The organism is Halobacillus sp. ABR2_026, from assembly GCF_056158545.1.
Genome location: NZ_JBSWTM010000001.1, coordinates 1,938,476 through 1,957,116, shown reverse-complemented (window position 1 = coordinate 1,957,116; position 18,641 = coordinate 1,938,476). Strand labels below are relative to the sequence as shown.

General features: G+C 42.9%; 20 protein-coding genes. 19 read left to right on the top strand and 1 reads right to left on the bottom strand.

Features of this window, described 5'->3' with window-relative positions:
* Window positions 1-21: 21 nt before the first annotated feature.
* The 10 genes from vrrA to ACXADE_RS10040 all read left to right on the top strand — a co-directional run bounded on the left by vrrA (window position 22) and on the right by ACXADE_RS10040 (window position 8,016).
* Window positions 22-561, top strand: coding sequence for a VrrA/YqfQ family protein (gene vrrA / locus ACXADE_RS10085; protein ID WP_474980345.1), 540 nt, complete (start codon window positions 22-24; stop codon window positions 559-561).
* A gap of 94 nt (window positions 562-655) precedes the next feature.
* Window positions 656-1,615, top strand: coding sequence for a peptide-methionine (R)-S-oxide reductase MsrB (gene msrB / locus ACXADE_RS10080; RefSeq protein WP_474980344.1), 960 nt, complete (start codon window positions 656-658; stop codon window positions 1,613-1,615).
* A gap of 66 nt (window positions 1,616-1,681) precedes the next feature.
* Window positions 1,682-2,254, top strand: a complete 573-nt coding sequence (locus ACXADE_RS10075; RefSeq protein WP_474980343.1) for a TetR/AcrR family transcriptional regulator — start codon at window positions 1,682-1,684, stop codon at window positions 2,252-2,254.
* Between the two features lie 13 nt (window positions 2,255-2,267).
* Window positions 2,268-3,368, top strand: a complete 1,101-nt coding sequence (locus ACXADE_RS10070; RefSeq protein ID WP_474980342.1) for an AbrB family transcriptional regulator — start codon at window positions 2,268-2,270, stop codon at window positions 3,366-3,368.
* A 94-nt stretch (window positions 3,369-3,462) separates the two neighbouring features.
* On the top strand, window positions 3,463-4,062 hold the full coding sequence (locus tag ACXADE_RS10065; RefSeq protein WP_474982218.1) for an alpha/beta hydrolase: 600 nt from the start codon (window positions 3,463-3,465) through the stop codon (window positions 4,060-4,062).
* A gap of 69 nt (window positions 4,063-4,131) precedes the next feature.
* Window positions 4,132-4,335: a DUF6501 family protein gene (locus ACXADE_RS10060; protein WP_474980341.1), complete on the top strand. Its 204-nt coding sequence runs from the start codon at window positions 4,132-4,134 to the stop codon at window positions 4,333-4,335.
* 137 nt (window positions 4,336-4,472) lie between these two features.
* Window positions 4,473-6,068 carry an amidohydrolase gene (locus ACXADE_RS10055; protein ID WP_474980340.1) on the top strand — a complete coding sequence of 532 codons (1,596 nt, stop codon included), beginning with the start codon at window positions 4,473-4,475 and terminating at the stop codon, window positions 6,066-6,068.
* 82 nt (window positions 6,069-6,150) lie between these two features.
* On the top strand, window positions 6,151-6,699 hold the full coding sequence (locus ACXADE_RS10050; protein WP_474980339.1) for a histidine phosphatase family protein: 549 nt from the start codon (window positions 6,151-6,153) through the stop codon (window positions 6,697-6,699).
* Window positions 6,700-6,877: 178 nt separating this feature from the next.
* Window positions 6,878-7,117: an indolepyruvate ferredoxin oxidoreductase subunit alpha gene (locus ACXADE_RS10045; protein ID WP_089652514.1), complete on the top strand. Its 240-nt coding sequence runs from the start codon at window positions 6,878-6,880 to the stop codon at window positions 7,115-7,117.
* Window positions 7,118-7,275: 158 nt separating this feature from the next.
* Window positions 7,276-8,016, top strand: a complete 741-nt coding sequence (locus tag ACXADE_RS10040) for an SDR family oxidoreductase (protein WP_474980338.1) — start codon at window positions 7,276-7,278, stop codon at window positions 8,014-8,016.
* Window positions 8,017-8,045: 29 nt separating this feature from the next.
* On the opposite strand, the gene ACXADE_RS10035 is transcribed toward ACXADE_RS10040, so the two are convergent.
* Window positions 8,046-8,321: an acylphosphatase gene (locus ACXADE_RS10035; RefSeq protein WP_474980337.1), complete on the bottom strand. Its 276-nt coding sequence runs from the start codon at window positions 8,319-8,321 to the stop codon at window positions 8,046-8,048.
* 75 nt (window positions 8,322-8,396) lie between these two features.
* Here ACXADE_RS10035 and ACXADE_RS10030 point away from each other — a divergent pair, with 75 nt between their 5' ends.
* From ACXADE_RS10030 to ACXADE_RS09990, 9 genes are all read left to right on the top strand, one after another.
* The gene (locus ACXADE_RS10030) at window positions 8,397-9,371 is read left to right on the top strand and encodes a P1 family peptidase (protein WP_474980336.1); all 975 of its coding nucleotides are present in this window, start codon (window positions 8,397-8,399) and stop codon (window positions 9,369-9,371) included.
* Entirely contained in the window at window positions 9,368-10,246 is an 879-nt protein-coding gene (locus tag ACXADE_RS10025) for a gamma-glutamylcyclotransferase family protein (protein WP_474980335.1), read from the top strand. The genes ACXADE_RS10030 and ACXADE_RS10025 overlap by 4 nt, the downstream gene beginning before the upstream one ends.
* Window positions 10,243-11,064: an alpha/beta hydrolase gene (locus ACXADE_RS10020; protein ID WP_474980334.1), complete on the top strand. Its 822-nt coding sequence runs from the start codon at window positions 10,243-10,245 to the stop codon at window positions 11,062-11,064. The genes ACXADE_RS10025 and ACXADE_RS10020 overlap by 4 nt, the downstream gene beginning before the upstream one ends.
* Window positions 11,064-12,104 carry a C45 family autoproteolytic acyltransferase/hydolase gene (locus ACXADE_RS10015; RefSeq protein WP_474980333.1) on the top strand — a complete coding sequence of 347 codons (1,041 nt, stop codon included), beginning with the start codon at window positions 11,064-11,066 and terminating at the stop codon, window positions 12,102-12,104. The genes ACXADE_RS10020 and ACXADE_RS10015 overlap by 1 nt, the downstream gene beginning before the upstream one ends.
* Window positions 12,105-12,192: 88 nt before the next feature.
* The gene (locus ACXADE_RS10010) at window positions 12,193-15,786 is read left to right on the top strand and encodes a dynamin family protein (protein ID WP_474980332.1); all 3,594 of its coding nucleotides are present in this window, start codon (window positions 12,193-12,195) and stop codon (window positions 15,784-15,786) included.
* 154 nt (window positions 15,787-15,940) lie between these two features.
* Window positions 15,941-16,438, top strand: coding sequence for a superoxide dismutase family protein (locus ACXADE_RS10005; protein WP_474980331.1), 498 nt, complete (start codon window positions 15,941-15,943; stop codon window positions 16,436-16,438).
* Between the two features lie 253 nt (window positions 16,439-16,691).
* Entirely contained in the window at window positions 16,692-16,892 is a 201-nt protein-coding gene (locus ACXADE_RS10000) for a cold-shock protein (protein WP_027954344.1), read from the top strand.
* 75 nt (window positions 16,893-16,967) lie between these two features.
* The gene (locus ACXADE_RS09995) at window positions 16,968-17,180 is read left to right on the top strand and encodes a cold-shock protein (RefSeq protein WP_474980330.1); all 213 of its coding nucleotides are present in this window, start codon (window positions 16,968-16,970) and stop codon (window positions 17,178-17,180) included.
* Between the two features lie 59 nt (window positions 17,181-17,239).
* Complete coding sequence (locus tag ACXADE_RS09990; protein ID WP_474980329.1) at window positions 17,240-18,580, top strand: DUF2252 domain-containing protein; 1,341 nt, start codon at window positions 17,240-17,242, stop codon at window positions 18,578-18,580.
* Window positions 18,581-18,641: the final 61 nt, after the last annotated feature.

Below are 18,641 nucleotides of genomic sequence, written 5' to 3'. Positions count from 1 at the left end.
TAACGTTTCGGAGGGGTTTTTATGTTTCCGACAGGTCAACCACCTTTCCCTCCTATGGGTCAATTTCCAGGTTTTCAACAAGCAGCACCTCAAATGATGCGCTCGATGGCTCCATTTATTAACGCAGGCAGCCGAGGATTTGGTGGCTTTGGGGTACCCGGCATTTTAGGAAATACAGGTTTTGGCTCAGGTCTCCCGGGGATTCTCGGGGGCGGTGGAGGTACTGGTTTTGGGGCAAATGCTTTAGGTGCTGCAGGTGCCGCTGCAAAAACAGGCGGTGCAGGGTGGCTTGGACATATGCAGACAGCCCTGAAAGCCATGCAGACAGCAGCTCCAATGATGCAGCAATATGGTCCAATGTTAAAAAATATTCCAGCCATGATCAATATGATGAAAATCATGAATGAGCCCGATGAAGAAGATGAACAAGATCAAGTGTCGGCAAGTGAAAGCAGCAGGGAGAGTATCTCTGTTTCTCAAAAGTGGGAATCCACGAGTATGCTTGATCAGCAGGAAAAGAAAAAGTCTCAAGGTGCATCGCAGCCTAAATTATATATTTAGGCTGTGCATGTAGCTTGATTTTTTTTCTGGAGTTAGCAAAAATAAGGACATATCCAATTTTTGAAAAGCGAGCAATGCCTTAGGAGGTTTATTTATGAATCAACGATTAGAAAGAGCGACTTTCGCAGGAGGGTGCTTCTGGTGTATGGTGGAACCTTTCGATGAACGTCCTGGAATCGAATCCATCGTGTCAGGTTATACCGGGGGTCATACCGATAATCCGACGTATATGAAGGTAGTTTCAGAGACGACCGGTCACAGGGAAGCCGTCCAAATTACTTTCGATCCAGATGTTTTTCCTTATGAACGACTAGTGGAGCTGTTCTGGCAGCAAATTGATCCGACGGATGCTGGAGGACAATTTGCTGACCGCGGTCATTCGTATACAACGGCTATTTATTATCATAATGACCAACAGAAGAAAGTAGCGGAAGAAAGTAAAAAATACATGGAATCTTCTGGGAAATTTAAAGACCCGATTGTAACCGAAATTCTGCCGGCAGCGAAGTTTTACCCGGCGGAAGAAAAACATCAGGATTATCATAAGAAAAACAGCTTTCATTACAAACGCTATAAAAAAGGGTCCGGACGTGTTGATTTCATAAAAGATCATTGGCACTATAAAAAAAATCAGGACGAGCTGAAACAGAAGTTGACTGATATCCAGTATAAAGTCACACAGGAAAATGCAACGGAACGGCCGTTTCAAAATGAATACCATGATCACGAAGAACAAGGGGTTTATGTCGATATAGTTTCAGGAGAACCTCTGTTCAGTTCCACTGACAAATATGATGCGGGATGCGGCTGGCCAAGCTTTACCCAACCGATTGAAAAACAGCAAGTGAAGGAAGAAGTCGATCGATCCCACGGAATGTTCCGGACGGAAGTGAGAAGTGATCGGGCGGATTCCCACCTTGGTCATGTGTTCGAAGATGGCCCTAAGGATAGCGGGGGGCTGAGGTACTGCATCAATTCAGCTGCTTTAGCATTCATTCCTGTTGATGAAATGGAGGATAAAGGGTACGGCTATTTGATGCATCTCTTTCGGTGATCTTTGACTAAAGAAGCTTCATCTTCCTCGGACATGCTATAATAAAAGTGTTTGAGGAGGGACGGAATGGGGAGAAAACGAATACTCACCAAAGAAGAAATTTTACATGAAACAGGGGTGCTGCTCAGGAAAGAAGGAATTCACGGCCTTCATTTTAAAATGCTTGCTGCTGAACTCGAAGTGAGTAGAAGTACCCTTTATGAATACTTTAAAAATAAAGATGATCTAATTCTATCTTTTATGAGGAAAATGATGGAGGATATGAAAGAACAAGTAGCATCCATTCCGAAAGAATCGACACCTGATGTTAAACTTTATCAGCTATTATATATTCTCCTTGATCATGCAGAAACGCACCATATCGATCAGATGATCCGTGAATTACAGAGTAGTGATCAGTCACTGGCTTTGTTTTATCGAACGGAAATCCACAAGGAACTGATGCAGACTTATGATCAGATGCTGAACTGGATCAATGAAGCAAAGTCAGGTGGAATATGGAGTGAACATATCGAAAGTGAAATGATCGCAGATCTGATCTTCCATGCCATTCTATTTCCTGCAAGACAGAAACACGGCGTCAAGGAAATGACGGACCAGCTTTTTTCCCTGATCGAACATGGTGTGAAAAAAGGTTAATCTACCGCTTCCAGTGGGGAGCGGTTCTTTCTGTTTTGGCAATCACTTTTCCCAAACTTGGTTTTATAAGGAGGGATGGTTTATCACTTCCAGTCCGAAATGGAAGACGTATATAACAGCTTTTCCTGGCGGGGTCTTATTTGATTGGCTGCAGATCCCTATCCCGTGGATTCTTGGTCCAGTTGTATTTGTGGTCGTATTCAAGTTCTTCTACGGTTTAGAAACCGACACGGCACCATGGACAAAAACTGCTGCTTTTTTGCTCCTCGGTGCTCAAATAGGACTGACATTCCATTCGGAAACCTTTAGTTCTATCGGACCTTACCTGATTCCATATACTATTCTATCCTCTTCTATGATAGCGTTGAGCCTCGTTTCAGGAATCTTTATAGCTAAATTTGGCTCTTTGGACGCCACGACTGCCTTGATTGGAAGTTCACCTGGCGGATTGTCCGCTATGATTGCTGTCAGTGAATCAATGGAAGGCAATAGCGCTCTCGTCACCATCTTTCATACACTTCGATTGATCAGTGTTCTATTCATTCTCCCATTTTATGTGACTCATGGAGAATGGGCCGCCTCGCAAACGATGGCTGACACCGTAACGAAAAGTACAGGGCAGAGTGCCGATTTAATGACCATCCCTTTATACATTATTGGGGCGCTATTGGCGTGGAAGATGAAGGATTGGATTCCTGCAGCACTTGTCATCGTGCCCATGCTGTTCGTCGGGTCGTTACAGACCATTGGTTTAAGTTTCTACCCGATCCCGGAGTTCATGTTTACGGGGGCGCAGTTTTTAATAGGTACTTATCTCGGTCATACTATTTCGTTGCGAGAAATCATATCAGCGGGTAAGACGTGCGTTGCGTTCTTTCTTCTAGCCTTATCGATGATCGGAGTAGGAATTGGTCTCGCTTATCTTTTAAGCATATGGACTTCGATGAACCATAGTACAGCTGTGCTCGCACTTGCACCAGGTGGCCTCGTGGAAATGGCAATTACGGCGAAGCAAACGGGAGCTGACCCTGCGATCGTAAGTTCTTTGCAATCTATCCGGCTACTCATCATTGTCCTTTTTCTTCCTTGGTTGTTCAAACGAATAAGATCGTGATTTTTGACAATATCTCGAATTGAAGATAAAATAATCATGGAGAAGATGGAGATTTCACCTATTTATACGGTATGAGGAGGGACAAGCGATGAAGATGAAGCACATCTTTCAAAAAGGAAATTCAGACCGGACATTGCTATTGCTGCACGGAACAGGGGGGACAGAACAGGACCTTCTTCCGATTGCTGAAATGATCGATCCTGATGCATCCGTGCTTTCTGTCAGAGGGAATGTCTCTGAAAACGGCATGCCCCGTTTCTTTAAACGATTGAGAGAAGGGGTTTTCGATCTTGAGGACTTGAAAATGAGAACAGAGGAATTGAATGAATTCCTTGAAGAAGCAAGCCGGGAATATGGCTTCGACCGTAACAAGGTCATAGCAGCAGGATATTCAAATGGCGCGAATATTGCAGGCAGCCTCCTTTTTCATTACGAAGACAGTCTGCTTGGAGCACTCCTGTTCCATCCGATGGTACCAAGAAGAGGAATTGATCTGCCTGATCAATCAAACCTCCCCGTATTTATCGGTGCTGGAGAGAATGATCCGATCTGCCCGGCTCAGGAAACGAGGGATCTTGAGGAGTTGTTAACTTCAGCAGGCGCGGATGTATCTGTCCATTGGGAGCGAATGGGACATCAATTGACGGAAAATGAAGTGAAAACGGCCGCAGATTGGTATAAAGGGCAATTTTAACCCGTTCATTTATTGAGTCATCCTAACGTTCATTGTATGATAGAACACAGGAGAAAAGGAGGGTGTTCTATGATTCATAAAAATTGGGAGAACAATGATACCATCAAAAAAATCGAATGTGTTCATAATGATGCTGAAAAGTTCGTAGTGAACAATGTTTTGACACCAGGTAAGGTATACGATGTCAAAAATGAAAGTGAAGAGTTTTATTTTGTCATTGATAATTCCGGCCGCATGGGCGGATTTTACAAGGATTATTTTAAAGAGGTATGACCGGAAAACCAGGGGATTGATCCCCTGGTTTTCTTTATGGATCCTTCCATTTTACATAGGTATATATTCTTACGTTTATATAAAAGTTCAATTGGGGTAAGGGTACTACAAACGTTTAGGAAAGGAAGAAGCATGCCATGATTTTGGATAATATAAGGATCTACCAACCCTACTCTACTTACAAGAAAAACGATATGTATGCTATTGAAGTGAAGAATGGACGTATCGAAACTATTATGGAATCCCCCCTCTTTAAAGATGAAGAAGTTATAGACGGAAAGGGCAAAGTAGTTTCCCCTGCGTTCAATGATAGTCACATGCACCTCCTTCGCTATGGGCTATTGAAAAAGGAGTTAGACCTCACAGAAGTATCGAGTTGGCAGGAGATGAAGGATCTGGTGGAAAATCATTACGATAAACTTCAACAATATGATTGGATTTTTGGAAAGGGATTCAATGACGGAAACTTCGAAGATATCGACCATCTCTTGACTGCTGATGATCTTGATGAGATTCAAGTGAATGCCTATATGTACTTCATGCATCAGGATGGCCATGAATGTGTGATTAGTAAAAAGGCGATGGAATTATTAAAGAAAGAGGAAGATTTCAATAAAGAGCCCGAGGAGTTTAAAGAAACAGACGAAAATGGGAACTGGAATGGACGCTTCAAAGATACGGCTGTCCATTATATCAAGCATCACTTTTGGGGCAGATCTGCAGAAGATGCAAAAGAAGCCCTGGAGAAGGCGGTTCCGCGTTTAAGTGAAAAAGGGATCACATCTGTTCACACAGATGATATCAATTTCATCGGCTCTTATAAGCGGTTATGGCAGGCGTATACACAGATGGAGAATGAAGGTTCACTTCCGATCGATGTTCAATTGCATCATTATGTTTTTAATATCGATGATATGAAAGCGTATTGCCAGGAAAATGAGCTTCGCACCAATGAAGGGACGCCCCAGGTGAAAGTCGGCTCTTTTAAAATTTTCCTGGATGGAACTCAGCGCTTGTACACGGCTGCGATGAGAAACCCTTACCCTGAGAATTCCGAGGCCCATGGGCGTTTGATTTATTCCCAGGATCAGTTAAACGACATGGTTCAATATGCAAGTGAACACGACATGCAGGTAGCCATGCACGCCATTGGAGACCGGGCGGTGGAGCAGGCCCTCGTGGCATTGGAAAAGAATCGGGAGGCGACGAAGAAGCTAAGACACCGGATTATTCATGCGCAGACGCTTGCGCCGGATTTAATCGACCGTTTGAGAGAGTTAAAACCTTACATTGAAACACAACCATCTTTCCTATTGGATGAATGGAGTGAAAAAGGAAAATGGACCCCAGAGAGCCTCCTGCCTTTCTGTGATGCTTATGAAAGCCTCAGAAAGGATGTGATTCCTTTTACCTTAAGTTCTGATTTGCCCATTGGTACCATCAATCCGTTTATTACTATGTTTGCAGCCGTCAATCGGACGGACCTGGAAGGAAACCCGGAAGGTGGGTGGATGCCCCAGGAGAAGTTGACCGTGGAGGATTCCTTTTTAAACTTCACAAAAACCCCTGCAGAACTTGAATACAGGGAAGAAGACAAGGGTAAAATAGAGCCTGGTTATCAAGCTGACTTTATACTGACCGAAAAACATCCTGAAGAAGTGGCACCGGAAAACCTGAAGGATATTGAAGTGGTGGAAACATGGCATAGAGGAACGTGTGTCTATCGAAAGTGATGTCTTTACTAACTTTCCTTGTCAACACTCGATCCATCAGCCATAATGGACATAAGTGATGGAAAGGGGAGGTTGAGTAGCAATGGAGAAATTATTTTTAGTGCGGCACAGCGAAACTGAAGGTCAGCATGAAGATTCCCCACTAACGAAAACAGGTATCAGACAAGCACAAATGCTTGCGACGTTTTTAGAGAATTATGGACATAAAATCGATCGGATTCTCTCAAGTCCTTTTCTGCGGGCGATTGAAACGATCAAACCTTTTGCCAGAAAGAACAATGTGACGATTGAAATGGATGATCGTCTGGAAGAACGCGTGCTCAGCAGAGAGCCTTTGGATGACTGGGAAGAGGTTCTTCATGATACATTCGTAGATCCTGATTTGAAATTAACAGGAGGCGAATCATCTTCCGAGGCAAAAGAACGTGTCCTTTCCCTGATCGATGAACTTGAAAATGATGAAAGTGGGAACGTTCTCCTTGTTACTCATGGCAATTTACTTGCACTGCTTCTGCAAAAATATAACCGAGAAATCGGTTTTTCTGATTGGAAGCGCCTTTCCCGCCCAGATGTGTTCCTTGTGCAGAAACAGGGAGGAGAATATACAGTCGAGCGAATTTGGGAAGAATAGCTCTAGGGAGCGTTCTTACCCTTTTTTTTCCATACCGTGCGAAAATGGTCGAAGAATTACGGGAATTGCGATTTTTGCTCAAAATCGTTATAGTATAGATTGGTGTTTATCTTAACCGGTAAGGGTGAATAGTATTATATAAGCACCCGAAACTACTTGAGAAGGAGGAGAAATAGATATGGCATTTGTAATCACATCCCCTTGTAAAGATGAGAAAGCTGGAGAATGTGTGGATGTGTGCCCGGTTGATTGTATCGAAGAAGGGAAAGATATGTTCTATATCGACCCTGCGATTTGCATAGATTGTGGTGCGTGTGAAGCTGTTTGTCCAGTTGAAGCTATTTACATCGAAGACGAGGTACCAGAAGAAGAAACTCCATACATCGAGATTAACCGCAAGTTCTTTGAAGAACAATAAGTATCATAACAAAACCGTCTCTCATGAAGAGGCGGTTTTTTCTTTCTCTATTTCAAGCGCATGATATCTGCCAGTACACCCAGTGACAGCATCCGTATGCATACAATTTCTCTATGCAGGGTAGATAGAAAAAGAAGATGATAAGGGAGGACTGCAAATTGACGAATTTAAGAAACCAGACAGCTATTATAACTGGAGCCAGCAGTGGGATCGGTAAAGCCATCGCCCACCACCTGGCCAACGAAGGAGCGCACGTCGTTTTAGCAGCTCGGCGCGCGGAGAAATTGAATGAACTAGCAGAGGAAATCACTGAACAATATAATGTAGAAGCAAAAGTCATTGAAACAGATGTGACAAAACGGGAAGACGTGGAACATTTAGTTTCCCAAACAAAAGCAGATTTTGGATCTGTAGATATTTTCATCAATAATGCTGGCGTCATGCTGCTCTCATTCCTAAAGAACGACCATGTAGACGAATGGGAGCAGATGGTTGATGTGAATATTAAGGGGGTCCTTTATGGAATTCACGCCAGCTTGCCTTCGATGCTGGAGCAGGAATCAGGACATATTGTGAATGTTTCATCCGTCGCCGGGCATGAAGTCTTTCCGTCCAGTACGGTATATAGTGCTACAAAATACGCGGTGAAAGCTCTCTCTATGGGGATGGAAAAAGAGCTCTCCAAATCCGGTGTCCGTGTTACAAATGTTTCACCAGGAGCTGTAGATACAGAATTGACGGATCATATTACCGATGGAGATGTCGTTGATATGTTTAAAAACCGTAGCATGGATCCCTTGGAAGCGGACGATATTGCACGTGCCGTCACATATGCAGTGACCCAGCCCACTTATGTTAATGTGAATGAAGTAATCGTCCGCCCCATGCATCAGAAATAATAAAAGATGGCCGCAGGAAGCGGCCATCTTTATTGTACAACTTTAAATTTTTCATAATGACTGAGTTCTTCATTGTCTCTAATATCAAGAGCCTCTACCCTACTGAATGGCGTAGGTCCTTGATCGACTTTTTTAATGAAGGCCTGGAGGTTGCTATGTTCTCCTTCTGCTTCTATAAGAACGGTGCCATCCGGCTGGTTTTTAACCCAACCTGTGATGCCTACCTGTTCAGCGAGTTGTTTCGTTGCGGCACGGAAGCCTACTCCTTGCACACGACCGTGTACGATTATCTGGTTGTTTTCCATTCTTCCACCTCCTCATCTATCTTCACCATTCCCCGTTCGAGCGATATGGCAAACCTTTAGAAGGAGTTGTTCCTTATGAAAGAGATTGATATCAGTGAAATCGAAGGTTTCGTTTATGGAAATAAAGAAAATAAATATCAGCAGTCCGGTTGTACAGTCGTTATTAGTGAAGATGGAGCTGTAGCCGGTGTCGATGTACGTGGAGGGGCTCCTGGAACTAGGGAGACAGATGCTTTAGAATCTGAAAACATCATACAGAAGGTTCACGGCCTTTTTTTAGCTGGAGGAAGTGCATTCGGCTTGGATGTCGGTTCAGGTGTAGCGAAGTTTCTTGAAGAAAAAGGGATTGGGTTCGATGTTGGAATAACAAAGGTCCCAATCGTTCCAGGTGCTATTCTGTTTGATTTGAAAGAAGGGTATGCATCCGTGCGGCCCGATGCCGCCATGGGTTATGCGGCTGCCCGTTCATCCTTTATGGAATCAAGATTAAAACAGGGGAACTTCGGGGCAGGAGCAGGATGCTCAGTAGGTAAATTACAGGGTTCATCATCGAGTATGAAGGGCGGTCTTGGTCATTATGCGTTTCAAATAGGGGAGGTGCAAGTGGGTGCGATTGTCGCTGTCAATTGTTTCGGAGATGTCGTCCATCCAGATACGGGAAAAATTATCGCTGGATTACACAAAGAGGGCCAGTTCCTGAATAGTGAGAAAATGCTTATGGATCAGTTTAACACAAGCAAGGGTCAATTTTCAGGGAATACAACCATCGGGGTTGTTGTAACCAATGCCATCATCGATAAACCTGCAGCCAATAAACTCGCTTCTATTTCCCATAATGGTCTAGCCCGTACGATTCGTCCCTCCCATACTTTCGTCGATGGAGATACGATGTATTTTATGGGCTCAGGGAGAGCGTCGTGTGATGGTAATCGTTTGGGTGTTATGGCAGTTAAGGCTGTAGAGAACGCAGTCTTTCGTGGGGTTAGCTACGCAGAATCCACAGAGACTCATATAGCAGCTAAAGATATGCAGGGAGGAATAATGGAATGAAAGTGTTCGTTTACGGATCTTTGTGTAAGAATCAGGAGAATCATCATCTGTTAGAAAATGCTGAATGTCTTTCAGAACAGGCATTTGTCAAGGGGGCTTTGTATACAGGTCCCTCATATTATCCGATGCTTATAAAAAATGAGCAGACGGTCGCTTACGGGGAACTGTATGAAATTTCTGAGCCCTTGTTGGATGAATTGGATGAATTGGAAGGATATTCAGTCTCTGATCCGGACTCATATTTCATAAGAGTGCAGGACGAAGTTTCCACCCCTCAAGGTACAACGGATGCATTTATTTATTATTGGCCCCGTGAACCCCAAGGGGAAGAGGTACTCAACCATGATTGGAAAGTTCACCGGTACATCCAGCGTGAATCATTTTACTATTTAGCGTACGGATCGTGTATGGATAATAGCCGGCTGTGTCAGCATGGAGTGAATCATCTGTTCACTCATGTGAAAGGGAAAGGTGATCTTAAAGATTACAGGTTGACGTTTTCCTGTCATTTTGAAGACGGTTCTAGAGCAGATATTACCGAAGAAGCGGGGGCTCATGTAGAGGGGATTGTTTATGAAGTGGGTCGTGAAGCATTGAACTATTTATATCTAAGAGAAGGAGTAGATGCAAACGTATACCGGCCAACAATTGTCAATCTTTCCGTTAATGATAGGAATACCGAGGCCCTAACTTTCACTGTTATCGAAAAGAAAGCAGAAATTGCTCCTCCTTTTCATTACGCAGAAGAGATCCATCGCGGGGGATCTAAATTTCTTTCTGATAGTTATCGGAAGACCATCGAGAAGCGATTTACGGAAGAATGGAAAGTGCCTGATTTTGAAACGTATCTTCAGAGAAATGGGTGGGTGAAATGAGGAAGACGGACTGGTTCAGTTATACAGCGCGAGATTTCAACCGACTTCCTTTTGCTATTCTCAAACAAAACGGGGGTTACAAAGAAGCTGTCATTATTATCCATGGGATTACGGCAGAGTTCCATCATCATATAGCGCTTGCTGAACAAACATCCAGCGAAGCGGACATCTTTTTTCCTGTTCTAAGAGGCTATCATCCCAGCACAGGAAAAGGGGATCTTCATTATATCGGCCAGTACGATGATGACCTGTTTGATTTCCTTCATTTTATTCGAAAAAAAGGATATGAAAAGATTACACTTATCGGTCATTCTATGGGATGTGCTAATATTTTGAGACTGATTCATAAAAATAAGCAGGCCGCTGATGAATACATATTCATCGCTCCTTTCTTTCATCCTGCACTTCCGGTTTATCATAAGGATGCGACAGAACAATCCAAAGATCGAACCGATGTAGATTACACAGTATATGATAAACGTGTGATGTTTCTTATGACGCTTTATAAGATGAATATTAACCAGTTCAATAAGGTGACAGCTGCTGTTATTCCAGATGAGTTTAACGACAGAGGAGAGCTGAATCTTAGCTTCCGTCTGCTTGCTTCTAGATTTTTAGAGAAAATCCCCGCTTCTCTATTCCATCCCATCAAAGACCGAACTTATATCTATGTAGGTCGCGATGATGAAGTTCTTAAGGCTGAACGTTTTAAGACCTATATGGCTGAAGAATGGGGAATGAATGTGAACGTGATCGAGGGGATGGATCACAATCATATCCTTCATCATCCGGCTCTGTTTCAAGGATGGCAGGGTTAATGAAAAAAGTTTATACTGATGTGATTACTTTCAGAGGGCGTCCAGATGATTTTGGGTATGAACAAGGGAAGCGGTTGAAGCACTCAAAGTTATTTCACGAACATAAGAGGAGAAGGAAACGTTCCCTTCTCCGATATGATGTTAACATCAACAAAGTCAAACAGCTGATGGACACTTACTCGAATGGCTTATTTGAAGAAGTCAAAGGTCTTGCTGAAGGATTGCAATGGAACCTGGAGGAAGTTGTTCATGAGTATAGTGGATACCAGCAGGATTGGGAAGGGTCGGGCTGCTCGATCCTGACAGGAAACGGTTTTTTCGCAAGGAATTATGATTATCAGCCAAAAACCTATGAGGGACGGATGGTTCTGTTCCAGCCTTCACAAGGTACGGCAACGATAGGGCCGTCTCAACGGATGATCGGTAGGACGGATGGAATGAATGAATATGGGTTATGTATCGGTTATAATTTCGTCAATAGAATTCATCCTGATGACGGATTCATTTGTTGTTTGTTGACGCGGATGGTCTTGGAATCATGTCGGACAACGGATGATGCGGTAAAGCTGCTTAAGAAACTCCCCCATAGACATGCTTTTAATTACGTCGTTTACGATGCAGCGGGAACGACAAAGATCGTCGAAGGATCTCCCCGTGGAGTCATTGTAAAAGACGGGCGTGTCTGTACCAACCACTTTACAGAACTTCCATCGGAAAATCGGAAGCATTTATCTGATTCCGAAGAAAGACTTGACGATTTAAAAATCCGTCAAGCATATATTCTTGATGCTGAAGAGGCGTATGCCCTAATGAATGACGCCTATGGACCTATTTTTTCTCATGATTATAACCGATGGTCTGGAACGATTCATACAGCTTGCTACAGCCCTGACACGTTAAACCTCCATTTCGGACTGGGCGGTGATGTGGAGCCTGTGATCCTTCCATTCGGTCAGTGGCTGGATCGTGAAGCAAATCTCCAAGGGAAAATCTTTGGTGAACTTGAAACGGAGGAACACATTCCATATATGGAGGGATAACGTTCATCTCGCCATCTGCCCCTTGAGGGGAGGCAAGCTTTAAGAGTAGAATGAGGATGGAGATTGTGAGTAAAAGGAGACCAGACAGATGAGCCATACGACAGATACAAGCACGAGAAAGATTGAGAATCTATATGCTTTTTTAGATGATTATAAGAATGAGGAACTTAAGGAAAAGGTGTTGGATTTGTATGAGAAATCGATCCGGAAGGAAATGGTGATCGGGTTCGCCGGTCATTTCTCTGCAGGAAAGTCGACATTGATCAATGCGCTGTTGGATAAAGATATTCTTCCATCAAGCCCCATACCGACGAGTGCCAACATTGTTCAATTAAAGTCAGGTGCCCCTTATACGATTGCTCATTTTCAGGATGGTGGCGTTGTTCAATATGACGCAGAAATCGATCTGGATACGATACAGGAGCTGTGTAAAGACGGAGAGAAAATTACGGGGTTGGAAATATCTCAGCATCATGATGACCTTCCCCCTCGTGTATCCATCGTGGATACGCCAGGTGTAGATTCTACGAATGATGCTGATCGATTGATTACCGAATCTTCCCTTCACCTCATGGATTACATGTATTATGTGATGGACTATAATCATGTCCAGTCTGAAGTGAATCTTATGTTTCTATCTGAAATGCAGCGGAGAAAAACCTCTTTCTCAGTTGTCATTAACCAAGTCGATAAACATATGGACAGAGAGCTGTCATTTGAAACCTACCAGGAAACAGTAAACTCCGCCTTTGCTAAATGGGGAATTGAACCTGAGAATATTTACTATACATCCATGAGAAATTTTTCTCTCTCCTTCAATGATTTTCAAAAGCTAAGAGGGGACTTCCGTGGTCTATTCCAACCATCAGAGAAACAACTAGAGGATGGGGCTGATTATAAGGTTCGTTCGATTGCTGAAGAAGCGGTTCACCATTTCTCAGATGACATGGAGGAGAAGCTGACACCCCTTCGTGAGGAAAAAGAAAAGTGGGACGGTATCATCGAAGATAGTCCATTCCACATAAAAGACTTGGAAAGTCATCAGTTGGTGCAGGGGCATGCAGAATCGGATTTTCAGGAAAGGATTCGTACCTTCATTTCAAATGCTTATTTGATGCCCAGTTCTCTACGGGAATACGCAGAGTCTTATTTAGAGTCCGTGCAGCCGAATTTCAAGGTGGGGCTTTTATTTTCTCAAAAGAAAACAGAAGAGGAACGGCGGTTAAGAGAAAAAGAATTTTACGATAGACTTATGGATTCCGTAGAAAAGAATTTGTACTGGCCGATGCGTGAAAGAATGGTCCAGCTTATGGATCACTATTCTGTAAATGATCGGCAATTGGTGGAACATGTCCAAAACGAACCCTTCCACTATCCGAAAGAAAGATTAGCTTCTCTCGTAGAAAAAGGAGCATCTGTCACTGGCGCCTATGTACTCCGCTATACGGACGAAGTCGCTAAGGATATTCAAAAAGAAGCAAGAAGCTTTGTTCAAGATTGGAAGCAGATGTTTCTTCAGGCTATCTCAGAAAACCGCCAGCTTATGATCGATCAGCATAAGGAAGTGTTTGAAGCGGTTGAACAAGTGGACCATTTGGAGAATAAAATGGAAGAATTAAATCTGCAGATCAAAGAATTCCAATCAGAGTTGAACCAACGTTTACAAAAGCCCAATTCTAACGAAGAAACCTTACGAATGAAGAAGGCTTCAGAAGAACGAACCGCTTCGATCGTGTACAGAGATGCTGACAACCTTCCAAAAAAGAAGGAAATGACAGATGAGGATTCAGAGGAGAAGGAGGAAGTCCTTCCTAAAAAAGAGCGGTCTTCCATCGAGCAAGGACTGGAGCGCGCGGATGCAGCGCTCACTTCCATTTCTTCCATGAAAGGCACCAAACGACTTTATCACCAGTTGAAGAACAAAAGAGATCGTTTAGAGGACAGACATTACACGGTCGCCCTGTTCGGCGCGTTCAGTGCAGGTAAGTCGAGCTTTGCCAATGCTCTCCTTGGTGATTTAGTATTGCCGGTGTCGCCCAATCCAACGACAGCAACCATCAATAAAATTTCTCCATCTAATGATAAAAAGCCGAACCGGTCCATTGATGCTTATGTGAAAACGGAAAACGAAATGTTGGAAGACCTCAACCCTGTGGTGGAAGATCTCGGATATGAGGCTCTCCATTTAGACGACGTGTACAAATTTGTCGTAAACATGGAAAGAGAACAGTGGGAGCCACTGGACCAAAAGAAACATTCATTCCTGCAGGCTTTCATCGATGGATATCCAATGATGAAGTCCAATTTAGGAAAACGCCTCGATGTGGCATGGAGTGATTTTTCTTCATATGTCTCCTTGGAAGAAAAATCCTGCTTCATTGAATCGATGGAGCTTTTCTACGACTGCCCATGGACCGAAGCAGGTGTCACGTTAGTAGATACGCCAGGAGCGGATTCAGTCAATGCTCGGCATACGAACGTCAGCTTCGAGTATATTAAAGATTCTGATGCTGTGTTATTTGTCACGTATTACAACCACCCCTTTTCACATGCCGACCAGACATTCCTTAAGCAGCTCGGCCGGGTGAAAGATAGTTTCAGTCTTGATAAAATGTTCTTCCTGATCAATGCAGCTGACCTGGCTTCAACAGAGGAAGAGCGCATTTATGTCGAACAATATGTTAGAGGGCAGTTAAATGAGTTCCAAATTCGGTCTCCGAAGATTTTTTCCGTTTCGAGTCTTCACGCCTTGGAAGAAAAAACAGAGGATGTCGATAAAGGATCTGGTATTCAAGCTTTCGAAAAAAGTTTCCGTGCCTTTCTGGAGGAAGATCTTGCTCAGATGATGATTCATGCCATCGATGAAGATATTAGCGGGATCCGTCAGGTTCTTGAGGATTTCATAGCCACAAGCAGACTGAGTGAGAAGGAACGCCAGAAGGAAATTGAAATGGTGGAGCAGGAAAAACAAAACATTACAGCTATTCTTGCAAAGGATTTTGACATTGGAATGATTGATGTGGTTCATAATAAAGTGATTAAACAAATTCACTTTGTGCAAGAGCGGATGATGTTAAACTTTAACGACCTGTTCAAACGCCATTACAATCCAGCGACCATCCAAAGGGACGGGGATCTTAAGGAATCATTGAAAACAGCCCAAAACCAACTGCTTGATGAATTGAGTTTTGAAATGCTTCAAGAAGTAAAAGCAGTATGTGTAAGGATCGAGCATTTCATCGAACAGTTGATGGTCCAGACGAAAGAAAGAATGGAAAGGGACCTTCATACAGTCCGTCCTTCTATCCAATTATCCCAAATGGAGCTGGGAAATTCCCCTATGCCACAGCTGGTAGGGCGTGTGGAAATGGAGGAAAAAGAAAAAGCCTTGTTACGAAAGATGTTTCGTAATCCAAAAGCCTTCTTTGAAAAGAATGAAAAAGAAGATATGAAACAGACGATGGCCCATAAAGTGGACGAAAATCTTAAAATAGAATTACAATCGCTCGCGGAAGTTATTCAGGTACACTACAAAGAGGTTTGGAACAGTCAATATGTGGAGTGTAAAGATGTTTGGAAGGAAGATGTTTATGATCTTTACAATCAACTTCATTCCCATTTGGAAAAACCAGAGGGTACAGAAGAGCTCGAAAGTATCCTTAAGAAGCTTCCGCAGGTCTAATGGAACAAAATTATTCATATTTGAACTTAAGAGCATCCCGCGGTCTGGAGACAATTTTCTCTTCAGACCGCGGGATTTATTTGGGAAGGTTACCGGAGGTCTATCCTTGAATCGTCCATCATATACATACTCAAAGAAAGGAGGGGGTTGAACGTTGGATCACCCACAGGGACCATATCGACAGGCGTATGCACAGGAGACCGCTCAAGCAAAATTTCTAAGTAGTCCTCTCGCTCCTCAATTAAGCGGGACCGTCTATTTTTATCAAATGCCATATGGGGTTGAGGTGTTCGTTCAAGTGGAAGGTCTTCCAGCTTTCAAAAAATCTAAAATTGGAAAGCAAATCGGTCCGCATGCCTTTCACATCCATGAAAAAGGAGTCTGTGAAATAGGTGATGGAAAAGAACCATTTTCAACAGCGGGCGGGCATTGGAATCCAGACCAGCAGCCCCACGGCAATCACGCAGGGGACTTCCCTGTATTGTTCTCCAATCAAGGAAGAGCGCGAATGATCTTCTTCAGCGACCGTTTTAATGTTCGTGATATCATCGGCCGTTCCGTAATTATTCATGAAGGTCCAGATGACTATAAGTCCCAGCCCAGCGGGGATGCAGGAAAACGGATGGCATGTGCAATTATAGAAAGAACTTGATGGAGTGGAATATTTCTCCTTGCCTTTGTATATACTGTTAGTGTAAGGATGAAAGCACGCTCTGCTTGACTTCACCGGTGAGGCATAGTATATTATTATAAAAGATATAAAGTTTACCAATATTCTGAAGTTCGTACTTCCAATCACCTATTATAAAGAGTGATCAATCATTATTGGTACTTTTTATAATATGTGATTTTTTCTTTATTGCAAAACGCATATTAATTTTTGAAACATTGGAGGATCCATCCCTATGAAAACAGGTACAGTGAAGTGGTTTAACGCGGAAAAAGGTTTTGGTTTTATCGAAGTTGAAGGTGAAGACGATGTATTCGTTCACTTCAGCGCTATCAACGAAGAAGGCTTCAAGTCTCTAGAAGAAGGTCAAGCTGTAGAGTTTGAAGTGACTGAAGGAAATCGCGGACCACAAGCTGCAAACGTCACGAAACTATAATTAAAAATAGAAAGAGACTGGCTTTGAAGGTCAGTCTCTTTTATATCATGGATCGTCTAAAGGGGGGCTTTACCGATGGCTTTCGGAAAGAAAAATCAGGCTGAAATCAAAGAGGAAGATACAAAGATTTGGGTTTGTACATCCGATGACTGTAATTGTTGGATGAGAGACAACTTCAGAACAAATGATGATAAGAAGTGTCCAATGTGCGGTAGCGATATGGAAGAAGAAAACAAGGTGCTTCAAGTCGTAGAGAACAATAGCCTATACTATAAATCAGATTCATAATGAAAGAGCGGTTGCTGTTACGGCAATCGCTTTTTCTTATTTCCAAGGGAGGAGAGCCTATGGACCAAAAAGTGAAACAGATGCTTGAAACGAAACAGGCATTAAGAATGCATACACTGTCAACCGTTTTGGATACATTCGATGGGGATTTAATGGGTTTATCTGAAAAGGAGCGGAAAAATAAATACGGAAAAATGAAAGAAGATCCTTACAGTTTTTTTAGAGGAAGCGCTTATTTGTTTTTCCATGACACCACGGATCTGCCTTTTACCTTCCACACGCCTGAGGACAAACCTACTTGGATTATGGGTGATTTGCATTTTAACAATTTCAGTGTTTTCCAAAATGAAAACAAACAGATTGTATTTGATGTGGATGATTTTGACGAGGGCTTTTTAGGCTCTTATCTTTATGACGTACTGCGAATGGTTGTCAGTATACGTTTAATGATGGGGTCACTTGACTATGATGAAGCGGAAAAGGAAGATATGGTTCATCGTTATTTAAAAACATATGTGAAGCAGATGGAAAGTTACCATAAGCGTGAATCCAGTCCCGAAAACGTACAATTCACTAGAGAAAACACAAAAGGTGCTGTGAAAAAATCCATTCATAAGGCTGAACAAAGAAGTAATTCGCACGAACTCGAAAAGCAGACGATTCTTAACCATGATTCCATCCGCTCCTTCGATATAGGCAAGGACAAGCTGTCTTCTGTCCCTAAGCATGAAAGAAGACTGTTGGAAAAAGCATGGGAAGGGTATTATGATAGCCTTGGTCAAGACCAAAGAAAAGCAAAAGAATATTACCGGATCAAGGATGTTGTTAAAAAATCCGGAGCGGGGATTGGTTCGACAGGTTTGAAAAGGTATTACCTTCTTATTGAAGGTTCAAGGGAAAATGACCATGATGACGACATCATACTTGAAGCAAAAGAAGCCCGGCCTCCGATCCCGGCTTACTTTTTCCCATATGATGAAGCATTTTGGACCGATCATAAGCATCAAGGGAGAAGAGTGATCCATACCCAGCAGGCGATGCATCATCTTTCGGATCCATTTCTCGGTTATTTTACGATGGATGGCAAAGACTTTTATGTTCGTGAACGGTCCCCATTCTCAAAAGATTTGAAAGAAAAACATCTTGTTGATCTCAAACCGTTCAAACAGACAATCAAGACGATGGCTAAGGTCAGCGCTAAAATTCATGCCCGTGCCGATGCGGACATCAACGAGGGTATCCTTGATTATCATAGTGAAGATGCCATCATGGAAGCGATCGGAACTGAAAAAAAGAGGTTTCGTCATCAGCTGAGCCTTTGGGCAGAGCATTATGAGAAGAAAGTACAGGAGGATTACAAGCTGTTCATCGAATGGGGAACAAAGCACGGATATTTTTAATCTCGACTTCCGCTATCATACAACGCTCAAGAATGATATAATTTCTTTGTTATAGAAACGA